Origin of the sequence: Xanthobacter sp. NM-25, assembly GCF_022138605.1 — a bacterium.
Classification (GTDB): domain Bacteria; phylum Pseudomonadota; class Alphaproteobacteria; order Rhizobiales; family Xanthobacteraceae; genus Xanthobacter.
The window spans coordinates 80252-100098 of record NZ_JACBFS010000008.1 but is presented as its reverse complement, the minus strand read 5'-3'; the positions used below and the strand labels follow the sequence as shown (position 1 = coordinate 100098).

General features: G+C 69.1%; 18 protein-coding genes. 12 read left to right on the top strand and 6 right to left on the bottom strand.

Annotated elements, in window-relative coordinates:
- Nucleotides 1–31 precede the first annotated feature (31 nt).
- From MEU52_RS19705 to MEU52_RS19650, 12 genes are all read left to right on the top strand, one after another.
- Nucleotides 32–1420 (top strand): putative nucleotidyltransferase substrate binding domain-containing protein, encoded by a 1389-nt coding sequence (locus tag MEU52_RS19705; protein ID WP_238122947.1) that lies wholly within the window; start codon nucleotides 32–34, stop codon nucleotides 1418–1420.
- Entirely contained in the window at nucleotides 1417–1779 is a 363-nt protein-coding gene (locus tag MEU52_RS19700) for a hypothetical protein (RefSeq protein ID WP_238122948.1), read from the top strand. The genes MEU52_RS19705 and MEU52_RS19700 overlap by 4 nt, the downstream gene beginning before the upstream one ends.
- A complete protein-coding gene (locus MEU52_RS19695; protein WP_238122949.1) occupies nucleotides 1776–4451 on the top strand; it encodes a sensor histidine kinase in 2676 nt (891 codons plus the stop codon). Before MEU52_RS19700 ends, MEU52_RS19695 begins: the two co-directional genes overlap by 4 nt.
- 12 nt (nucleotides 4452–4463) lie before the next feature.
- On the top strand, nucleotides 4464–4892 hold the full coding sequence (locus MEU52_RS19690; RefSeq protein ID WP_238122950.1) for a response regulator transcription factor: 429 nt from the start codon (nucleotides 4464–4466) through the stop codon (nucleotides 4890–4892).
- Nucleotides 4889–7045, top strand: a complete 2157-nt coding sequence (locus MEU52_RS19685) for a 3'-5' exonuclease (protein ID WP_238122951.1) — start codon at nucleotides 4889–4891, stop codon at nucleotides 7043–7045. The genes MEU52_RS19690 and MEU52_RS19685 overlap by 4 nt, the downstream gene beginning before the upstream one ends.
- 289 nt (nucleotides 7046–7334) lie before the next feature.
- Nucleotides 7335–8207 (top strand): branched-chain amino acid ABC transporter permease, encoded by an 873-nt coding sequence (locus MEU52_RS19680; protein WP_238122952.1) that lies wholly within the window; start codon nucleotides 7335–7337, stop codon nucleotides 8205–8207.
- Nucleotides 8207–9070, top strand: coding sequence for a branched-chain amino acid ABC transporter permease (locus MEU52_RS19675; protein ID WP_238122953.1), 864 nt, complete (start codon nucleotides 8207–8209; stop codon nucleotides 9068–9070). The genes MEU52_RS19680 and MEU52_RS19675 overlap by 1 nt, the downstream gene beginning before the upstream one ends.
- Nucleotides 9070–9828: an ABC transporter ATP-binding protein gene (locus MEU52_RS19670; protein ID WP_238122954.1), complete on the top strand. Its 759-nt coding sequence runs from the start codon at nucleotides 9070–9072 to the stop codon at nucleotides 9826–9828. Before MEU52_RS19675 ends, MEU52_RS19670 begins: the two co-directional genes overlap by 1 nt.
- A gap of 1 nt (nucleotide 9829) precedes the next feature.
- A complete protein-coding gene (locus MEU52_RS19665; protein ID WP_238122955.1) occupies nucleotides 9830–10558 on the top strand; it encodes an ABC transporter ATP-binding protein in 729 nt (242 codons plus the stop codon).
- 75 nt (nucleotides 10559–10633) lie between these two features.
- Complete coding sequence (locus tag MEU52_RS19660; protein ID WP_238122956.1) at nucleotides 10634–11803, top strand: ABC transporter substrate-binding protein; 1170 nt, start codon at nucleotides 10634–10636, stop codon at nucleotides 11801–11803.
- Nucleotides 11804–11899: 96 nt separating this feature from the next.
- Nucleotides 11900–12586: a DUF2848 domain-containing protein gene (locus MEU52_RS19655; RefSeq protein WP_238122957.1), complete on the top strand. Its 687-nt coding sequence runs from the start codon at nucleotides 11900–11902 to the stop codon at nucleotides 12584–12586.
- A gap of 68 nt (nucleotides 12587–12654) precedes the next feature.
- Nucleotides 12655–13359 carry a GntR family transcriptional regulator gene (locus MEU52_RS19650; RefSeq protein WP_238122958.1) on the top strand — a complete coding sequence of 235 codons (705 nt, stop codon included), beginning with the start codon at nucleotides 12655–12657 and terminating at the stop codon, nucleotides 13357–13359.
- A gap of 55 nt (nucleotides 13360–13414) precedes the next feature.
- On the opposite strand, the gene MEU52_RS19645 is transcribed toward MEU52_RS19650, so the two are convergent.
- The 6 genes from MEU52_RS19645 to MEU52_RS19620 form a co-directional block, all read right to left on the bottom strand.
- Entirely contained in the window at nucleotides 13415–14803 is a 1389-nt protein-coding gene (locus MEU52_RS19645) for an amidase (protein ID WP_238122959.1), read from the bottom strand.
- A gap of 63 nt (nucleotides 14804–14866) precedes the next feature.
- The gene (locus tag MEU52_RS19640; protein ID WP_238122960.1) at nucleotides 14867–15247 is read right to left on the bottom strand and encodes a cupin domain-containing protein; all 381 of its coding nucleotides are present in this window, start codon (nucleotides 15245–15247) and stop codon (nucleotides 14867–14869) included.
- A gap of 36 nt (nucleotides 15248–15283) precedes the next feature.
- On the bottom strand, nucleotides 15284–16768 hold the full coding sequence (locus MEU52_RS19635; protein ID WP_238122961.1) for a 4-hydroxyphenylacetate 3-hydroxylase family protein: 1485 nt from the start codon (nucleotides 16766–16768) through the stop codon (nucleotides 15284–15286).
- A gap of 75 nt (nucleotides 16769–16843) precedes the next feature.
- Nucleotides 16844–17356, bottom strand: a complete 513-nt coding sequence (locus MEU52_RS19630) for a flavin reductase family protein (RefSeq protein WP_238122962.1) — start codon at nucleotides 17354–17356, stop codon at nucleotides 16844–16846.
- A 229-nt stretch (nucleotides 17357–17585) separates the two neighbouring features.
- Nucleotides 17586–18422, bottom strand: a complete 837-nt coding sequence (locus tag MEU52_RS19625) for a hypothetical protein (RefSeq protein WP_238122963.1) — start codon at nucleotides 18420–18422, stop codon at nucleotides 17586–17588.
- Nucleotides 18423–18425: 3 nt separating this feature from the next.
- The gene (locus tag MEU52_RS19620) at nucleotides 18426–19847 is read right to left on the bottom strand and encodes a hypothetical protein (RefSeq protein ID WP_238122964.1); all 1422 of its coding nucleotides are present in this window, start codon (nucleotides 19845–19847) and stop codon (nucleotides 18426–18428) included.

Genomic DNA, 19847 nt, shown 5'->3' with positions numbered 1-19847 from the left:
GCGCCACGCGCGCCGGGAGTTTGTTTCGTTGATGACCGCCCATGTGCGCGATGCCCATGTGCGCAAGCCGCTGTTCGTGGATGGCGAGACCGATATCGTCAGCCTCTGCCGGAGCCTCTCCGCGCACGGCCTGACCGATGCCCTGGTGCGCGACGGCGAACGCATCGGCGTGTTCACCACCACCAATCTGCGCGATGCGCTGCTGCGAGACACCCCGCCGGCCCAGACGGAAGTGCGCGCGGTAGCCACTTTCTCCCCCTGGGCGGTGGACCTCGACGACGAGCTTTACGAGGCCATGCTGCTGATGCTGCGCCACCGCATCCACCGGGTGGTGGTGCGCGAGGGCGATGCCATCGTCGGCCTGCTCAGCCAGATCGACCTCATGGCCTTCATGGCCAACCATTCCCATCTCATCGCCCTGGAGATCTCCGAGGCACCGGACCGGGCCGCGCTCAAGGCGGCGGCGCGGCAGATCGATGCGCTGATCGCCATGCTGCACGAAGATGGCGTGCGGGTGGAGGTGATCGGTCGGCTGGTGGGCGAGCTCAACTGCCAGCTGTTCCAACGCCTGTGGGAGCTGGTGGCGCCGGAGCCGCTGCGCGCCCACGCCTGCCTTCTGGTGATGGGCAGCGAGGGCCGCGGCGAGCAGGTGATCAAGACCGACCAGGACAACGCCCTGATCCTGCGGGACGGCTTCTGGTGCGACGACATCGCCACCATCACTGGCGCCTTCACCGAGGCGTTGATCGACTTCGGCTATCCCCCCTGCCCCGGCGGCATCATGCTCAGCCGCCCCCTGTGGTGCCAGCCTTTGTCGGGCTTCAAGGACACCTTGCGGCAATGGCTGTTCGGCGGCGTCGCCGATGGGCCGATGAATCTCGCCATCTTCCTCGATGCCACCGCCGTGGCGGGAGATGCCCAGCTGCTGGAGGCGGCCCGTGCGCACCTGGACTGGCTGCTGCAGGATGATGCCAGCTATCTCGCCCGCTTCGCCCAAGCGGTGGACCAGTTCAGCGAGGGCGGCGGCTGGTGGTCGCGCCTGCCCGGCCTGCGGGGCCGCTCCGCCGCGGAGATCGATCTGAAGAAGCTCGGGGTATTTCCCATCGTCCATGGGGTGCGGGCACTGGCGCTCGAATATCGCCTGCGCGCGGTCAGCACCACCGCCCGCCTCAAGGCGCTGGCGGCGGAGGGCCACCTGGAACCGGAGATGGCCCGCGACCTCACCGATGCCCTGCACCGGCTGATGGATCTCAAGCTGAGCAACAATCTGCGGCAGATGGCCGAGGGACGGGCACCGGGCAACACCATTCCCCTGAGCGCGCTCGGCACCCTCGATCGGCAGGCGCTCAAGGATTCCCTGGCCATCGTGCGCGGCTTCAAGCAGTGGCTGTCGCGCCACTACCGGTTCGACGCCCTATGAGCGCGCGCGGGCGACATGGCGGCGAGGGGCCGCGCACCGATGTGCTGGTGGCGCTGTTCGCCGCCGGCGTTCTGGCGTTCAACTTTCCCCTGCTCTCTTTGTGGAGCGGCGCGCGGACAGTGTTTGGCCTGCCGCTGCTGCCGGTGGCCCTGTTCGCCATCTGGGCTGTCCTTATCGCCGTGCTGGCCTGGGTGAGCGAGACCGGCGGCGGGCGGCGGCACGGCGCGCCGGCATCGGCGGCCCCGCAGACCTGGCCGGACGGCGCCGCCACGGACGCGCTGGCGACGGAGGGCAGCGGCGTGCCAGCCAGCGGCCACCGCCCGGAAGACCCGTCGGCGGCACGACCGGGGCGGCCATGATTCCGGCCGCCGTCGTCCTCAGCCTGTCCATCGGCTACCTGGGCCTGCTGTTCGCCATCGCCGCTTTGGCGGACCGGCGGGCGGCGCAAGGCCGCTCGATGATCGCCAACCCCTGGGTCTATGCCCTCTCGCTGGCGGTCTATTGCACGGCCTGGACCTATTTCGGCAGCGTCGGGCGGGCGGCGGCGGGGGGCATCTGGTTCCTGCCCATCTATCTGGGGCCGACGCTGGCCATGCTGCTGGCATGGATCGTGGTGCGGAAGATGATCCGCATCGCCCATACCTACCGCATCACCTCCATCGCCGATTTCATCGCCAGCCGCTATGGCAAGAGCCCCCTGTTAGCGGCACTGGTCACCCTGATCACCGTGGTGGGGATCGTGCCGTACATCGCGGTGCAGATCAAAGCCATCTCCGCCGGCTACCAGATCCTGACCGCCGACGGCCGCGAGGGGTGGGACGGCACGCTGGTGGTGACGCTGGCCCTCGCCGGCTTCACCATCGCCTTCGGCACCCGCCACCTGGACAGCGCCGAGCGCCACGAGGGCATGGTGGCGGCCATCGCCTTTGAATCCGTGGTGAAGCTGGCGGCCTTCCTGGCGGTCGGCCTGTTCGTCACCTTTGGCCTGTTCAGCGGTCCGGCCGACATCTGGGCCCGGGCGCAGGCCCATCCCGAGCTGGCGCGGCTGTTCTCCGCTGCACCCGGCCAGTTCGATTCAGTGCAGTGGTTCGCCCTTACCGTGCTGGCGCTGCTCTCCGTGCTGATGCTGCCGCGCCAGTTCCAGATGATGGTGGTGGAATGCACCGATGAGCGGCATGTGAAGCGGGCGGCGTGGGTGTTCCCCGCCTATCTGCTGCTCATCAACCTGTTCGTGCTGCCGGTGGCCCTGGGCGGGTTGCTGCTGCTGGACCCCGGCCGGTTCGATCCGGAAAGCTACATTCTCGCCTTGCCCCTCGCCGAGGGCGCCCCGGCGCTGGCGCTGTTTGCCTATGTGGGCGGCCTTTCGGCGGCCACCGGCATGCTGATCGTCGAAACCGTGGCGGTCTCCACCATGGTCTGCAACGATCTGGTGATGCCCACCCTGCTGCGGCGCGCTTCCATCCGCGCCCGCCAGGGGGGCGACCTCACCCGGCTGCTGCTCAACATCCGCCGCGCCGCCATCGTCGGCGTGCTGCTGCTCGGCTATCTGTATTTCCAGGTCGCGGGCGAAGCCTATGCGCTGGTGTCCATCGGCCTCATCAGCTTTGCCGCGGTGGCCCAGTTCGCGCCCACCCTGCTGGGCGGGCTCTACTGGCGCGGCGCCACCCGGGCCGGCGCCTTCGCCGGGCTCATCGGCGGCTTCCTCATCTGGGCCTACACCCTGATGCTGCCCTCGGTGGCGAAATCCGGCTGGATCGCCGACGATTTCGTGCGCGAGGGGCCGTTCGGCCTGGCGCTGCTGGCGCCGGAGCGGTTGTTCGGCCTCGCCAGCCTCGACAATCTCACCCACGCCTTGTTCTGGAGCCTGCTCGTCAACATCGCCCTTTATGTGGGCGTCTCCCTGTGGCGCGCGCCCTCCGGGCGGGAGGCGAGCCAGGCGCATCTGTTCGTGGACGTGTTCAGCCGGCCGGCGGAGGCGGGTGCGCCAGTGTTCTGGCGTGGCGCGGCGCGGCTCGACGACCTGATGGGGCTGGCCACCCGTCTTCTGGGGCCCGAGCGGGCCCGCGCCCTGTTCGAGGCCCAGGCCCGCGAGCGCGGCCTCGCCGACATCCAGGCCCTCACCCCCGATGCCCGCCTGGTGGACCAGGTGGAGCGGGGCCTCGCCGGGGCGGTGGGCAGCGCCTCGGCGCGGGTGCTTGTGGCCTCGGTGGTGGAAGAGGAGCCCCTGGCCATGGAGGATGTGCTGCAGATCCTGGACGAGGCCTCCCAGGTGCGTAGCTATGCCCGCGCCCTGGAGACCACCAGCGCCGAGCTGCGGGCCGCCAATGCGCAACTGAAAACCTTGGACCAGTTGAAGGACGATTTCGTCTCGTCCGTCACCCACGAGCTGCGCACCCCGCTCACCTCCATCCGCGCCTTCTCCGAGCTGATGCTCGATGCCCCTGACCTCGATGTGGCGCAGCAACGGGAGTTCCTCGGCATCATCGTCACCGAGAGCGAGCGGCTGGGGCGGCTGGTGAACCAGGTGCTGGACCTGGCCAAGCTGGAATCGGGCCTCGCCGACTGGCACACGGAGGATGTGGACCTCGCCGCCACCATCCGCGCCGCCATCGCCGCCACCTCCGAGCTGTTCCGCGCCCGCGGGGCGCAGGTGCTGCCCCACCTGCCGGAACGCGCGCCCCTGGTGCGGGCCGACAGGGACCGGCTGACGCAGGTGCTCATCAACCTCCTGTCCAACGCCGCCAAATTCGTGCCCGAGGGGGCCGGCCGGGTGGATGTGCGGCTGACGGTGGAGCCCGACGCGGTGGTGGTGGCGGTGTCCGACAACGGCCCGGGGGTGCCGCTGGCCGAGCAGGCCACCATATTCGAGAAGTTCCGCCAGGGCGGTGATGCGCTCTCGCGGCCATCGGGAACCGGACTTGGGCTTCCGATCAGCCGCCAGATCGTGGATCATCTGGGGGGACGCATGTGGCTGGTGTCACAACCGGGCGGCGGCGCGACCTTCGCGTTTCGACTGCCCCTCCAGCCCTGAGGAGGAAACGCCATGGAACTGCTGCGCGCCACCGAAGCCGGCCCCTCACCCAAGGTGCTGATCGCCGATGACGAGCCCAACATCGTCGTTTCGCTGGAATTCATGATGAAGCGCGAGGGCTTCCAGGTGCTGGTGGCGCGCGACGGCCCGCAGGCGCTGGAGACCATCCGCCGCGAACACCCGCGCCTGGTGCTGCTGGACGCCACCATGCCCGGCATGACCGGGTTCGACGTGTGCGAGGCGGTGCGGGCCGATGCCGGCACCCGCCACACCCGCATCCTCATGCTCACCGCCAAGGGCCGGGAAACCGACATGGCCCGCGGCGTCGGCGCCGGGGCCGATGCTTATGTCACCAAGCCCTTCTCCACCCGCGAGCTGATGCAGAAGGTGAAGGACATGATGGCCGGTGACGGCCCCGGGCGCGAGGATCCCGCCGCATGAAGCTCGACCGCGCGCGGCTGCTCGCCATGCTGGCGCCGGGGCTCGCCCTGGCGCTGTGGCTGCTGCTCGGCGCCGCCGCCTTCCACGCCACCCTCGCCCCACCGGTGGCGGCGGCGCTGGGCGCCCTCCTCGCGCCGCTGGCCGAAAGCCATGGCATGCTGCTGGTGGGCTGGTGGCTGACGGCGGCGGCCGCCGGCGCCTGGCTGGTGCACCGGCTCGCCGACGTCTATGTGGCCGCCCCGGCCCGACTGGCGGAAGGCGCCCGGGTGCTGGTGGAGGATGATGGCGCGCCGCCGGTGATCGGCGCCGGCAGCAGCGCCAACGGCGCGCTGGCGGAAGCCCTCAACGCGCTGTGCGCCCAGCGCCGCACCCTCAAGCAGGACATGGCGCGGCTGGTGGAAGAGGCCAGCCGCACGGTGGCCCAGCAGCGCGACCAGCTCGGCGCCCTGCTGGCGGAGCTGCAGCAGAGCGTGGTGGTCTGCAATCTCGAAGGGCGGATCCTGCTCTACAACGCCCGCGCCCGGGCGCTGTGCCAGCGGCTGTCGCGCGCCCCGGGGGCCACCGCCGGCGCCGAGCTCATCGGCCTTGGCCGCTCCATCCACGGGGTGATCGACGCGGCATTGATCAGCCACGCCCGCGAGGGGCTCGACCGGCGCATCGCCCGGGGCGAGCCGACCCCGGCGGCGCGTTTCGTCACCCACACGCCCTCCGGCCACCTGCTGAAAGTGAGCCTCGCGCCGGTACGTTCCGCCCAGCCCGACGCACCGGCGACCGGCTTCGTCCTGCTGCTGGACGACATCACCGAGGATGACGAGGCCGAGGCGCACCAGAGTCAGCGCTGGCTGGCCCTGACCGAGGCCGGCCGCTCGGCCCTCGCCAACATTCAGGCGGCCCTCGACATGCTCGACTATCCCGATCTGGAACCGCCGGACCGGGAGCGCTTCCACCAGGTGGTGCGCGATGAGGTGGCGACACTGGGGGATCGCCTGTCGGCGCTGGCCGCCGACGCCGCCGAGACCCGCACCCGCTGGCCGCTGGAGGAGATGCACGGGGTGGACCTGATCGCCGCCGCCGCCCACGCCATCGGCGCGGAAACCCAGCAGGCGGTGGCCACCCAGGCCGTGGATGCGGCCCTGTGGCTGCGCGTCGACAGCTTCGCGCTGATTGCCGCGCTGGTGTTCCTGGCCCGCCTCACGGCCACCGGCCGGCCTGGTGGCGGCGTCGAGCTGCGGCTGTCACGGGCGGATGGGCGCGCCCACCTGGATCTCTTGTTCGCCGGCGGCGCGGTGGTCTCCACCGGCTGGCAGAACGCCCCCCTGGGTGGCAGCGCGGGAGCCGCCTGCGGCACGGTGCGCGAGGTGGTGGAGCGGCACGGCGGCGAGGTCTGGCTGGAGCATGAGCGCCAGGGCGCGGCGGCACCGCGCGCCCTGTTCCGCTTCCTGCTGCCCCTGGCCGCGGGTGGTGCGGAACCGGCGCCCATCGCCCTGGAAAGCCGGCCGGAATTCTATGATTTCGATCTGTTCGCGGCCGGCGACGGCGGCCACGCCCAGGACGCCCGGACGCTGGAGAGCCTCGCCTACACGGTGTTCGACAGCGAGACCACCGGCCTCGACCCCGCCGGCGGCGACGAGATCATCCAGATCGGCGCCACCCGCATCGTCAATGGCAAGCTGCTGCGCTCGGAGTGTTTCGACCAATTGGTGGACCCGCGCCGCTCCATCCCCGAGGCGGGCATCGCCATCCACGGCATCCGCCCGGCCATGGTGCGGGGCCAGCCCACCATCGCCGAAGCGCTGCCAGCGTTCCACGCCTTCGTCTCCGACACGGTGCTGGTGGGCCATAATGTGGCGTTCGACCTGCGCTTCCTGAAGCTCAAGGAGGAAGCGACGGGCATCCGCTTTGAACAGCCGGTGCTCGACACCCTGCTGCTGGCGAGCGTGACCCATCCCAATGCCGAGAGCCAGAGCCTCGATGCCATCGCCGCCCGGCTCGGCGTCACCGTCAGCGGCCGCCACACCGCGCTCGGCGATGCGCTGGTGTGCGCGCAGGTGTTTCTCAAGCTGCTGCCACTGCTGCGCCAGCAGGGCATCCACACCCTGGGCGATGCCCGCGCCGCCTCCGAGGCCTCCTATTATGCCCGGCTGCGCTATTGACCGGTCCCACGCCTCGGAAGGCGCCTAATAATTAGGCACAGGGGCGCTCGCCACACATGCATTGAACCGGCTCAGCGTCCCGCTGCGATGACCAATTTCCTTTTCAAAAAAAGCTGATAGCGACGCTGGCGCAGTTGCATACCATTCTGACATACGTCTGAAATCCGCCTGAAATTTCACCTTGAAGACATCAGAAATTTAGCTTTGTCTATTATCTAATTCCGGAACGGGAGCGAACCCTCGCCGACGGGCCGGAGCCGGACTGCATCACGCACGCACCCGAGGTTCCATGCTCGCGCAGCAGATCGTCAACGGCCTCATGCTCGGGGCCATCTACATGCTGATGGCGGTGGCGTTCACCCTCGCCATCGGCGTGCTGAACTTCCTGAACTTCTCCCTGCCGGGCCTGTTCATGCTGGGCGGCATGCTGGCCTACGGCTTCATCACGCTCGGCTTTCCCGTCATCTTCGCCTTCGCCGCCGCGCTGGCCGCCGCCGCGCTGGTGTCGCTGCTGGTGGAGCGCTTCGCCTACCGGCCCATGCAGGGGGGCGATCCGGAAGTGCCGCTGGTGTCCTCCCTCGGCTTCCTGGTGCTGCTCGAAAACCTGATGCTGATCTATTTCGGCTCCGATCAGCAGGCCTTCCCGGCCCTGGTGCCGGACCTGAACCTGCGGTTCGGCGGCCTCGTCATCGGCATCGCGCAACTGGGCTCGCTGGTGCTCTCGGTGCTGCTGGTGCTGTGGCTGTCCTGGTTCCTCTCCTCCACCTCCACCGGCCGCTGCATCCGCACGGTCGCCGAAAGCCGCGATACGGCGGTGCTGATGGGCATCGACACCGGACGCCTGGTGCCGCTGCTGTTCATCGCCTCGGCGCTGCTGGCGGCAATCGCCGGCCTGCTGTTCGCTGTGAACTATCAGCAGGTTTCCCCCTTCATGGGCGAAGGCGTCGGCTTCAAGGGGGTCGCCGCCATGATCGTCGGCGGCATGGGCTCCATCTGGGGCGCGGTGCTGGGCGGGCTGCTGATCGGCCTCGCCGAGGTGCTCTCCATCACCTTCATCGGCGCCGACGTGGTCAACATCACCGTCTATGGGCTGCTGCTCTTGATCCTCATTGTCCGTCCGCAGGGCCTCATCGGTCGCCCCGCCACCCGGGAGAAGCTGTGATGAGCGGTTATCTCACCGGCGTTCTCGTCGTCCTCGCCTTCAACGTCATGGCGGCCTATGCGGTGTATCTGCCGCTCGCCGCCGGCCAGCTCAACCTCGGCATCGCTGGCTTCATGGCCATCGGCGCCTATGCCTCCGCCTTCCTCACCAATGAATATGCCTGGCCCATGTGGGCGGCCATTCCGGTGGGCTCGGCGCTGGCCGGCCTCACCGGGCTCGTCATCGGCATTCCGGTGCTGCGCACCCATGGCATCTATCTCGCCATGGCCACCTTCGCCCTCGGCCAGGTGATCTCCGCCATCTTCCTCAATCTCGAAGTGGTGGGCGGCGCCGCCGGCTATCCGGTCAGCGATTATGTGGGGCCGAACGGCGTCTTCCTCGCCGCCGCCGGGGTGGTGGTGCTGATGCTCTACCTCTCCCGCACCCGCTTTGCCCTCTATCTCACCGCGGTGAAGAGCGACCCCACGGTGGCGGACCTGCTGGGCGTCTCGGTGCGCGGCATCCAGGTGGCGGCCTTCGCTCTGGGCGCGGCAGTGGCGGGCTTCGGCGGCGCCTTCTACGCCCACCATTACAATTTCGTGGAAGCCCAGCACTTCAACGTGCTGCTCTCGGTGTTCACGGTGCTCTACGTGCTGTTCGGCGGCACCCAGACCGTGTGGGGCCCGCTGGTGGGCGCCGCCTTCTTCACCCTGGCGCCGGAGCTGCTGCGCGCCTCCGACCAGTGGCGCTACGCTTTGTTCGCCATCTTCATCATCGTGTTCATGGCGATCCGCCCGGAAGGGCTCGTCACCACCTCCCTGCTGCGGTTCCGCCGGCGCAAGAATACTGACGGCGCCGCCGCCGCGAGCTCGGAGGCCGCGTGATGACCGCAGCGCTCTCCATCCAGGGGCTCACCAAGTCCTTCGCCGGCGTCAGGGCCATCCGCGACCTCTCGTTCGAGGTGCCGAAGGGGGTGACGACCGCCCTCATCGGCCCCAACGGGGCGGGCAAGACCACCGTGTTCAACCTGGTCAGCGGGGTCTATGGCGTCGATGCCGGCACCATCACGGTGAACGGGGTGGACGTGACCCACATGCCCTCGCGCAAGCGCATCGGCACCGGCATCGCCCGCTCGTTCCAGAACATCCGCCTCATGGCGCACCTCACGGTGCTGGAGAACATGCTGGTGGGGCAGCATGTGCGCAACGCCTCCCTCGGCGCCCTGCTCACCCCCTACCGGCTGTTCCCCAACCATCGCTGGAAGGTGGAAGCGCGGGAAGCGCTGGCGGAAAGCGGGCTCGAGGCCTGGGCCGACGAGACCGTGGGCGCCCTGCCCTATGGCGTTCGCAAGCGCATCGACCTGGTGCGCGCGACGCTGGCCGGCGCCAGCCTGCTGATGCTCGACGAGCCCGCCGCGGGCCTCAACCCGTCCGAGACCAATGCCTTGCGCGAGCATCTGAAAGTGCTGATGGGCAAGGGCATTACCCTGCTGGTGGTGGAGCACGACATGCACTTCGTGAACAGCATCTGCCAGAACGTGGTGGTGCTGAATTTCGGCGAGAAGATCGCGGAAGGCCCGCTCTCCAAGGTCCGGCAGGATCAGAAGGTGCGCGAAGCCTATATCGGCTCGGAGGAGGCGTGACATGGCGCTGCTCGACGTCTCCGGCATCTCCGTCTCCTACGGCCGCGTGAACGCCCTCACCGACGTTTCGCTGCAGGTGAACGAGGGAGAGATCGTGACCGTGCTGGGCGCCAATGGCGCCGGCAAGTCCACTTTGCTGAAAGCGGTTCTCGGCGCGGTGCCGGTGAAGGGCGGCGGCATCACCTTCGCCGACACCGACATCACCCACGCCGCGCCCCATAAGCGCATCGGCGAAGGTCTAGTGCTGGTGCCCGAGGGGCGACGCATCCTCATCTCGCTGACGGTGGAGGAGAATCTGCGGCTCGGCGCCCACATGCGCCGCGACGGCACCGCCATCGCCCGCGAGATGGATGCCATCTACGCCCGCTTCTCCAACCTCGCCGAGCGGCGGAACATGCTGGCCTCCTGCCTCTCCGGTGGCGAGCAGCAGATGCTGGCCATCGGCCGCGCCATGATGGCCAAGCCCCGGCTGATGATGTTGGACGAGCCCTCCCTCGGCCTCTCGCCGCTGTTCGTCTCCAAGCTGTTCGACCTCATCCGCGAGCTGAACCACGACGGCCTCGCCGTGCTGCTGGTGGAGCAGAACACCGGCAAGGCGCTCTCGGTGGCCCATCGCGCCACGGTGCTGGAGCTGGGCCGGGTGACCATGGCGGGCGACCCCAAGGCGCTCGCCGCCGACCCCGCCCTGCAGGCCGCCTATCTCGGCACCGGCGAGGCGAGCCCCGCCTGAACCCCTGTCGTTCCGGCCGGGCCACACCCGGGCGGCACGGCCCAATGCTCGACAATCTTCCAGAGGAGTTGGGACATGAAGAAGCAGGTCCTGTTGGGTGCCACCATGCTGGCGGCGCTGTTGACCGCCGGCGGCGCGCGGGCCGAGGACGAACTGGTCCTCGGCTACATGATGGCCAAGAGCGGCCCTTATGTGAGCCTTGCCAACACCAATGAAATCGCCGTCGACATGGCGGTCGAGGAGATCAACGCCAAGGGCGGCATCAACGGCCGGAAGATCAAGGTGGTGAAGTTCGACACCGCCGGCGATCCCAAGCAGGCCACCACCGCCGTGCGCTCGTTCGCCAAGGATGCCGGCGCCCTGGCCGTGATCGGCCCGTTCTCCTCCTCCGAGGTGCGCACCACCTTCCCGGTGGGTGAGCGCGAGGGCATTTCGCAGATGTCCATGGCCTCCTCCGCCCCCGGCCTCACCAAGGGCTTCACCTACGGCTTCCGCAACACCACCGACGAAGGCAAGGTGATCGACCAGGTTCTGGCGGCCATCAAGGACAAGAAGCTGCCCATGGCCTCGGGCGCCGCCGCTTATGCCACCGACGACGTGGTGTCCAAGTCCGTCGGCACCAAGGTGGTTCCGGCCGAGTTCGAGAAGTACGGGATTCCCCTGAAGGGCTCTGTGGACTTCCAGCTGGCCGCCTTCGACCTGTCGCCCCAGGTGGCGCAGCTGAAGCAGATCAACCCCGACATCGTCGGCCTCGGCTCGCCGCCGGAAGGTGCCATCAACCTCGCCAAGGAGCTGAAGCGCCAGGGTGTCTCCACCCGCATCATCGGCGGCACCAACATGGCCGATCCCGAGCTGCCCAAGCGCATGGATGGCGCCGGCGAGACGCTAACCATCGGCACCACCTTCTTTGGCGAAGCCAATGACAAGACCAAGGCCTTCGCCGACGCCTTCGCCAAGCGCACCAAGGCCGCCGGCCTGCGCACGGACCCCAACCAGATGGACGCCTCGGTCTATGACATCGTCTATCTCTACGCCGAGGCCATGAAGCGCGCCGGCGTGACCGGCGACAGGGCCAAGGTGGCCGAAGAGCGCGCCGCCATCCGCGATCAGCTGTCCAAGCTGAAGGATTATCCGGCGATGGAAGGCTCCATCTCCTTCACCGACGGCGATGCCGTGAAGCCGGTCTATGTGATCGAGGTGAAGGACGGCAAGTGGACCTTGCTCGACACGCGCCTGCCGAACTGAATTTGGCAGCGCCAGGGACCGGCGCCCCATTCTGCCCCTGACCTGGGGCGCCGGTTCCCCCAGTGACTTCATAGACGACCAGTTCGAGGAACCCTGATGTCGGGCACTGCCCTCACCTTCACCATCCACGCCGACGGTCGCAGCATCGAAGAGACGCTGCTGATCCGCACCGCTGTCATCGCCGGCTGGACCGGTCGCGACAAGGCCGCGCTGGAAAAGCACATCGCCGAGTTGGAAGCCCTCGGTGTACCGCGCCCGGCCTCCACCCCCATCTATTACCGGGTCGCGGCCGCCCGCCTCACCAGCGCCGAGGCCATCGAATGCACCGGCACGGACTCCTCCGGCGAAGTGGAGTTCGTGGTGGTGGCCGCCAATGGCCGGCGCTATCTCGGGGTCGGGTCCGACCACACCGATCGCAAGGTGGAGACCTACAACGTCACCGTCTCCAAGCAGCTGTGCGACAAGCCCATCGCCCCCGAGCTGTGGGACCTGGAAGAGGTGCTGCCCCATTGGGACCAGCTGGTGCTGCGTTCCTATGCGGTGTTCGAGAGTGGCCGCGCGCTCTACCAGGAAGGCACCGTGACCGCCATGCTGCCGCCCCTGGAGCTGCTGGCCGGCTACTCCGAGCCCTTCGAGGCCGGCGCGGTGATGTATTGCGGCACCCTCGCCGCCCACGGCGGCATCCGTCCCGCCCTGCGCTTTGAATATGAGCTGGAAGACCCGGTGCTCGGCCGCACCATCCGCCACGGTTATGACGTGGCGACGCTGCCGGTGGCAGGGTAAGGCTTACACGTCAACGGCATGCCGCCCAGACCCTGGGCGGCCATCCACGGCCCGGAGGGGCGAGCAAGATGCAGATCGAAAGTCCGGAGCGCCCGTTCGCCGCCACCGAAGAGGGGCTGAGCCTCACCGAGGCGCCGGCCCCGGTGCGCTCGCTGCGGGACGAGGCCTACGATCTCATCAAGGCGCGCATCATCATGTGCGTGTTCCGTCCCGGCGAGGTGCTCAGCGAGGCGGCGGTGTCCGCCTCGCTCAACATCGGCCGCACGCCGGTGCGCCAGGCATTCGACCGGCTGATGCGGGACGGGCTGGTGGAGGTGCTGCCCCGCAAGGGCATCGTGGTGCGCCCCATCACCCAGGATGAGGTGCGCGACATGGTGGACGTGCGCCTGCTCAATGAGTGTTTCTGCGCGCGCCTCGCCGCTGAGCGGGCCGAGCCCAGCCACCTGGTGGCGCTCTCCACCAACGTCGCCCTGGGCGCCGAAGCCGCCGCGGAGCGGGATGTGGCCACCCTGATGGCGCTCGACCGCGAATTCCACGCTATCGTCTCCGCCGCCGCCGGCAATCCGGTGCTGGCCGAGATCCTGCGCAACCTGCATGAGAAGGCACAGCGGGTGTGGTTCGTCTCCCTGCGCGCCCCCGAGCATCACCGCCGGGTGGTGGAGGAGCACGCCGCCATCGTCGAGGCCCTGCGCGCCCATGATCCCGATGCGGCGGAAGCCGCGGTGCGCGCCCACATCCGCTCTTTCGCCGACAATCTGAACCGCCAGCTCTGATCCGGCGCACGCACGCGGCGGCACAGGCCCGGGCCAGAGCCCGGGCCTTTTTGCATCAGGCCTTCAGCAACGCCTCGACGCCCGCCGCCAGGGCCAGCAGCTCGCCATCGCGGCCACCGGCCGCCGCCAACATCAGCCCCACCGGCGCCCCACCGGGGCCGGCCAACGGCAGCGACACGGCGCAGCCGTCGATCATGTTGATGAGGGTGGGGTTGCGCAGGGCCGCGAGATTGGCCTTGCCATAGGCCGCGTCATCGGTCGCGAGATCGGCGATGCGTGGCGGCAGAATGGGCGAGGTGGGCAGCACCAGCGCGTCGAACGGCGCGAGCCGCGCCATGGCCTGCGCCACCAGCGCGTTGCGGGCCGCCACCAGGTCGAGATAATCCGCCGCCGACTGCTCGGCACCACGGCCGATGCGCACCGCCACCCGCGGATCATAGGCCCCCGCCTTCTCGGCCAGAAGCTGGCGATGCACCGCATAGCTCTCGGCGGCGGTGAAGCCGCCCTTGGCATTCATGGGCGCCACATCGGCAAATTCCGGAAACGGCGCGGAGGTCACCACCGCGCCCGCCGCCGTCAGCCGGGCAAGCGCCGCCTCGAAGGTCGCGGCCACGTCCGGCTCCAGGCCGTCGAGGGCGACGGTGGTTGGCACCAGCAGCCGCAGGCCGGCCACCGGGCGGGCCACCAGTTCCGCCGCCTCATCGCCGGCGAGAATGGCATCGAGGCTGGCGCAGCAGGCCACCGAACGGGCCAGCGGGCCGACGCTGTCGAGGCTGCCAGAAAGCGGAAACGCGCCCTCCTTCGGCACCCGGCGGGCGGTGGGCTTGAAGCCGGTGATGCCGCAGAAGGCGGCCGGGATGCGGCAGGAGCCGCCGGTGTCGGTGCCCAGCGCCGCATGGGCCATGCCATCGGCCACCGCCACCGCCCCGCCCGAGGTGGAACCGCCCGAGACGCGGCCCACGGCGCGCTCGAACGGCGCGCGGGGATGGCCATAATGGGGGTTCATGCCAAGGCCCGAATAGGCAAACTCGGTCATGGTGTTGCGGCCGATGACCACGAACCCGGCCCGGCGCAGGCGGGCCACGGCCGGGGCGTCCCTGGTGGCGGGCGGCGCATCGGCCAGCACCTTGGAGCCGGCGGCGGTCACCTCGCCAGCCACGTCGAACAGATCCTTCACGCCAATGGGAATGCCGGCGAAGACGGAAGGCGCGGCGCCGGCCCGGCGCAGGCCGTCCTGGGCATCGGCAGCGGCCAGCGCCGCTTCGGCGTCCACCTTCACGAAGGCGCGGGCACCCTCGCCGGTGGGATCAGAGATGCGCGCGAGGCAGGCTTCGGTCAAGGCGCGGGAGGTGGTGCGGCCGGCGGCGAGATCGGCGGCGAGATCCGCCAGGGTCGGGCCGCTCAGGGGGGCGAGCAATGGCGAGGAAACAAGAGATTGGGACATAGGCCACCACATGCAAAGGCCCGCCCCGTGGGAACGGAGCGGGCGCCATGGAGGATCAGACGATCAAACCGGATCGTAATAGTGGATTTCGAGCAGCATGCAGCCCTTTTCAGACTTGAACGGGCCGTGGAAGGCGCCCGGCGGCCGCACCGCATAGGTGAAGGGCTGGAACGCCTCGCCACCCTGGCCCTTGTCGTCATTGCCCACCGTCAGATCACCGGAGAACAGGAACACCTCTTCCCAGTAATCGTGCACGAACGGGGCCGTGGTGTACTCACCCGGCTGGAACCGCAGGATGCGGGTGCGCGAGCCGGTCTTGGCGGTCTCGTCGAGCGCACCGGACAGGATCTTCTGCTGGATACCCGGCGGGTAGCCCGGGGGCACCTCCCAGCCGGTGGAGAGATCGACGGCACGAAACTCGTCGTGAATCTTGGGGTTGGCCATGCGGGGGCAGTCCTCTTCTGGAATGGTGCTGTGTCGTCACTCGGCGGCGCGGGCGGGGGCTTCCTTGACCTCGTCGGAGAGCTGGTAGCTGTCCAGCATGCGGTCGAGCAGGTTGCCGGCGCCGGCCCAGTCATAGGTGCGGAAGGAATGGCCCTTCACCACGAAGCTCGCGCCCGCATAGAACATCTCGTACTGGGCGTGGCGGGAGGCGAATTCGGAGCCCACCGCATCCCACGCCAGCTTGTAGAACTTCACCTTGTCCTCGGCATTGGCGGCCGGAGACTGCTGGGTCTTGCGGATCAGCTCGGCCAGTTCGGGATTCTCGAAATCATGCACCGAGGAGGGCAGCATGATCATGCCGCCGCCAGCCAGTTCGCGCAGGGTGGTGATGACCTTGCCGTAGAGCTGCTGGGCCAGGGTCTGCGCGGCATAGAGGGTGTGGCGGTCGGGCACGAAATAGGGGCCGTAATGGGTGCCCTTGGCCTCCATGGCGGCGACGAAGGCATCCACCATGCCGGCCTCGGCGGCCAGCTGCCCCAGGGTCTCGCGCACCTGCGGAAAACCGATGATGCCGTTCATGTCGGCGATGCGGCGGGCGATGCCGAGCAGGAAACGCATCTTCACCGAGAGACGGATCTGCGCCTGGTAGTTCTGGTAGACGTGGGCCGGAGTGGCGTGGAACTGGTTCAGCGTCATGGCGCGGTCGTCCACCACGAACACCCGATCCCACGGCACCTTCACGTCGTCGAAATAAAGCACCGCGTCGTTCTCGTCGAAGCGCGACGACAGCGGGTTGTCGAACACCGAGGGGGCGCCCGCCTCATAGGACTTGCGCGAGAGGATCTTCAGACCCTTGGCATTCATGGGAATGGCGAAGGAGAGCGCGTATTTCTCATCGCCCTCCGGCAGCGGCTGGATGCAGGTGACGAACACCTCATTGGCCATGATGCCGCCGGTGGCCAGCATCTTGGCGCCGCGCACGGTGATGCCCTCGGCATCGCGATCGACGATGGCGGTGGAGAGGAAGGGATCCTTCTGGTCCGCCGCGCTCTTGGAGCGGTCCGCCTGCGGGTTGATGATCACATAGGTCAGGTAGAGGTCATTGTCGCGGGCATAGCGGTAATAGTCCGCCAGGGCGCCGGCGCGGGCCTTGTCATAGGCCTCGAACTTGTCGAGCCCCATGTACATGCCGGCGATGCAGGAGGCCACATGGTCCGGCGCGCGGCCGAGGAAGCCGCCGTGCAGTTCGGTCCACGCCTCCAGGCCCTTGCGGCGGGTCACCAGCTCATCATAGCTGGTGGGCAGCTGCCAGATGCGGTTGGCGCGGGTGCCGGTGTCGGTGGCGAACGTCATCAGCTCGCGGTTTTCCGGCGCGCTCTGGAAATCGAACATGCGCGCCACCGAGGCGACGGCGCGGCCATAAGCGGCATCGGTGGTCACGTCCTGAACCACCTTGCCGTCGAGATACACCTGCCGGCCATCCTTGAGGCTCTTGGTGTGTTCGGCTCCGGTCTTGATCATCTGGAAGGTCCTTTGTTGTCCGGTTCGGCGCGCGGGCGGAAGCGTCTCACGACGCCAAAGCGTGCTCGAAGCGTCTCACGACGCCAGGGCGTGGTAGCGGCCGCGGAAGAAGATGAGGGGCGCGCCCGGGTTCGGCGTCGACACGCGCAGCACCCGGACGATGAAGATCTCGTGGTCGCCGCCGTCGTGGCGGGCGTAGGGCACGCATTCGAGATGGGCGATGGCGTCCTTCAGCAGCGGCACGCCATTGAGGCCCTCGTGGTGCTCCACGCGGGCCCATTTGTCCTCCAGCGCCCGGGCGAAGCGGTTGGAAAGCTCCTCCTGCCCGTGGCCCAGCACATTGATGCCGAAGCCGGTGGCCGCACGCAGCGCCGGCAAAGAGAGCGCCCGCCGGTCCACCGAGAACAGCACCAGGGGCGGATCGAGCGAGACGGAGTTGAAGGAGCTCATGGTCATGCCCACCCGCTCGGGCCCGGTGCCCGGCGCGGTGATGACCGCCACCCCGGTGGCGAACTGCCCCAGGGCCTGGCGAAAGGTGCGCGACTCGAGCGGCGGAAGATCCGCCGCGGACAGATCCGGTGACGACATGACGGCCACTCTCTGGAACAGGTGTTATTAGCTTTGTTAGAAAGCTAATTCACCCTCCGACTTCCGTCAAGCGCCGCGCTATCGACTTTGGTAGAACCCGGCTGCGGATCGCGGCGCCCCAGCCCCTGGCGCCACGGGATCAGCGCGCGCTGGCCGTAACGGCGCACGGGAGCTGCCGGAGCGTGGCGACGATCAGGAGAGGATGTGGGAGAGGGGCGGCCTGGCCGCGCTAGAGCCGGTCCAGGGCGGCGGCCAGGACCCGCGGATCGCAGCGGGATTCGTCATTGCGGCGCAGGATGACCCGGATCATGTCGTCCTGGGGTCGCACACCCTCCATGCGCAGCGCGCGCTTCTCCGCGGCCGCGGCCACCGCGCCGGCGACGATGTCGTCGATCTTGCGTCCGCCGTCCGCCTCATAGGCGAAGCGCGCCAGCGGGGCGGCGCGGCGCCCGCCCACCGGCTCCATCAGCACGCAGGCCACCGGCAGTGGCGTAGCGGCGAAGGCGTCCAGCAGGCCCTCGCCCCAGCCCATGCTGCGGGCCATGGCATCGGCCAAGGGTTCGGCGCTGCGCGGATCGAGGGAGGCGGAGACCTCGAACACCACCTCATTGGCGCCGAGCTGCCGCGCCTGCGCGCTCGCCCCCTTCAGCCGGTCGCGGATCTCCCCCATGACGCTCGCCGCCATGCGCCCATCGGCCGCCAGGAAGGCGCCGGCGCCTTCCTGGGTCAGGGTCACCACCACCTGCGGCCGGGCGGCGCGGTCCACCGTGGCGGCCGCCGCCGGCGGGGCGGCGGGCAGCGGGGCCGCGGGCGGTGTGGGGGGACGCTCGGCCAATTCCTGCCGCAGCGCATCGCGCTCCGCCCGCAATTGCTCGTACTGGGCCTTGGTGTAGTCGAGATCGAGGGCGGTGGTGGCCACCACCTGCCGCGCCTCCGCGTCGCGCACATGGCTGCCGGCGCCGAAGATGGCGAGCAGCAGCACCGACATGGCGAACAGCGAGAACACCAGATCGGTCGCCGGCGTGTAATCGTCCGCCGGCTCCGCCTCCCACGCCCGCCGCGCCATGGCTCAGCCCCCCATCCAGGCGAGCAGCCGCCCGCCGAGGCCGCTCGCGCTCGCCACCGCCACGAGCGCAGCCGCCCCGGCCACGAGGCCGACCGCCAGCAGCCAGAAGCCGAGCCGCCGGGTCACCGCGTCCTGGCGGTCCACGCTCGCCTCCATGCGCTCGGCAAGGGTGGCATCGCGCCCGGCCTTGAACTCGCCCACCAGATGCCCGTCGAGATCCTTCACCGCCTGCAGCAGCGTCTCGGCAAACCGCTGCTGCGCCGCCGCCATGCTGGCGCCGAATGCCCCCAATGCGTCCGCGGCCTGGGCCAGCGCGCCGGCCGCCGCCTCCTGCCGGCGGACCGCATCAGCGAGCCGGGCGCTCACCTCGTCCATGCGCTCCGCCGGGCCGGAGAGCAGCGCCCCCATGTGGGTGGTCGCCTGCTCCACCACCCGGGCGCCGTCGCGGATGTCATCGGCGGTGTCGAGGATGGCCTGGCGATGATCCTTCAGACTCACTTCCAGCTTCTTCAGGTCGTCGTCGCGCATGGCGAGCCGGCAGATGGCCTGATACTCGCTGCCCACCTGATACAGGGTGTCCACCAGCCGGTTCTCGGCGGACCGGAGCGCCCCGGCGATGACCTGGAACACGATGGCCGCGCTCAGGCCGGCGATGGACGAGGAAAAGGCGAGGCCCAGGGACAGCACCACCGCACGGATGGAGTTGCGGATGTCGCTGGCCCCCAGCACGTCGCCGGACATCATGCCCGACACTCCCTGCAGCGACGCCACGATGCCCACGAAGGTGACGAGGATGCCGAGCCGCACCCCGAGCTGCTGAGCATCACGAATGCCAGCGGAGCCGCTGAGCAACTGGTCGCTCACCCGCTCGGTGACCACCGCCAGCGGATCGAAGCGATGGCGCTCCGCGTCGTCGCGGATGATCTCCTGCATGCGATGGGTGGCGGTCTCGGCGAGGGGCACGCCCCTGAGCGCCGCCACCGGCGCCAGCAGGGTCTTGCGCCGGGGCCCGAACACATCGGCGTGGAACACCTCCTGATGGGCGGGAAAGGTCTCGTGGAGCTTGTCGGCGAACTGCCCCAGCACATCGGCCTCGCGCTGCAGGCGCCCCACCCCGGTCAGCAGGTGCCAGCTGCCGTAGGCCCAGACGATGAGATAGATGGCGGCGGCGATGGCGAGCTTCCACGACGAGACTTCACCCAGGGTCGCCTGCAGCAGCCCCGGGGTGGCCAGCGCCAGCACGATCAGCCCCACAGCCACGCCGGCGCCCGCCAGGGCCAGCAGCGCGGCGGCGCTGATGAGCTCGAACCGGAAGCGCAGAAGGCCCAGCAGCCCCTCGCGCGTGAGCCCCCATTGAACGGAAAAACGGGCCCGACGCGGCTTGCCCCAGCGCTGTTCGGAATCCGCCGCGATCACGTCGACCAT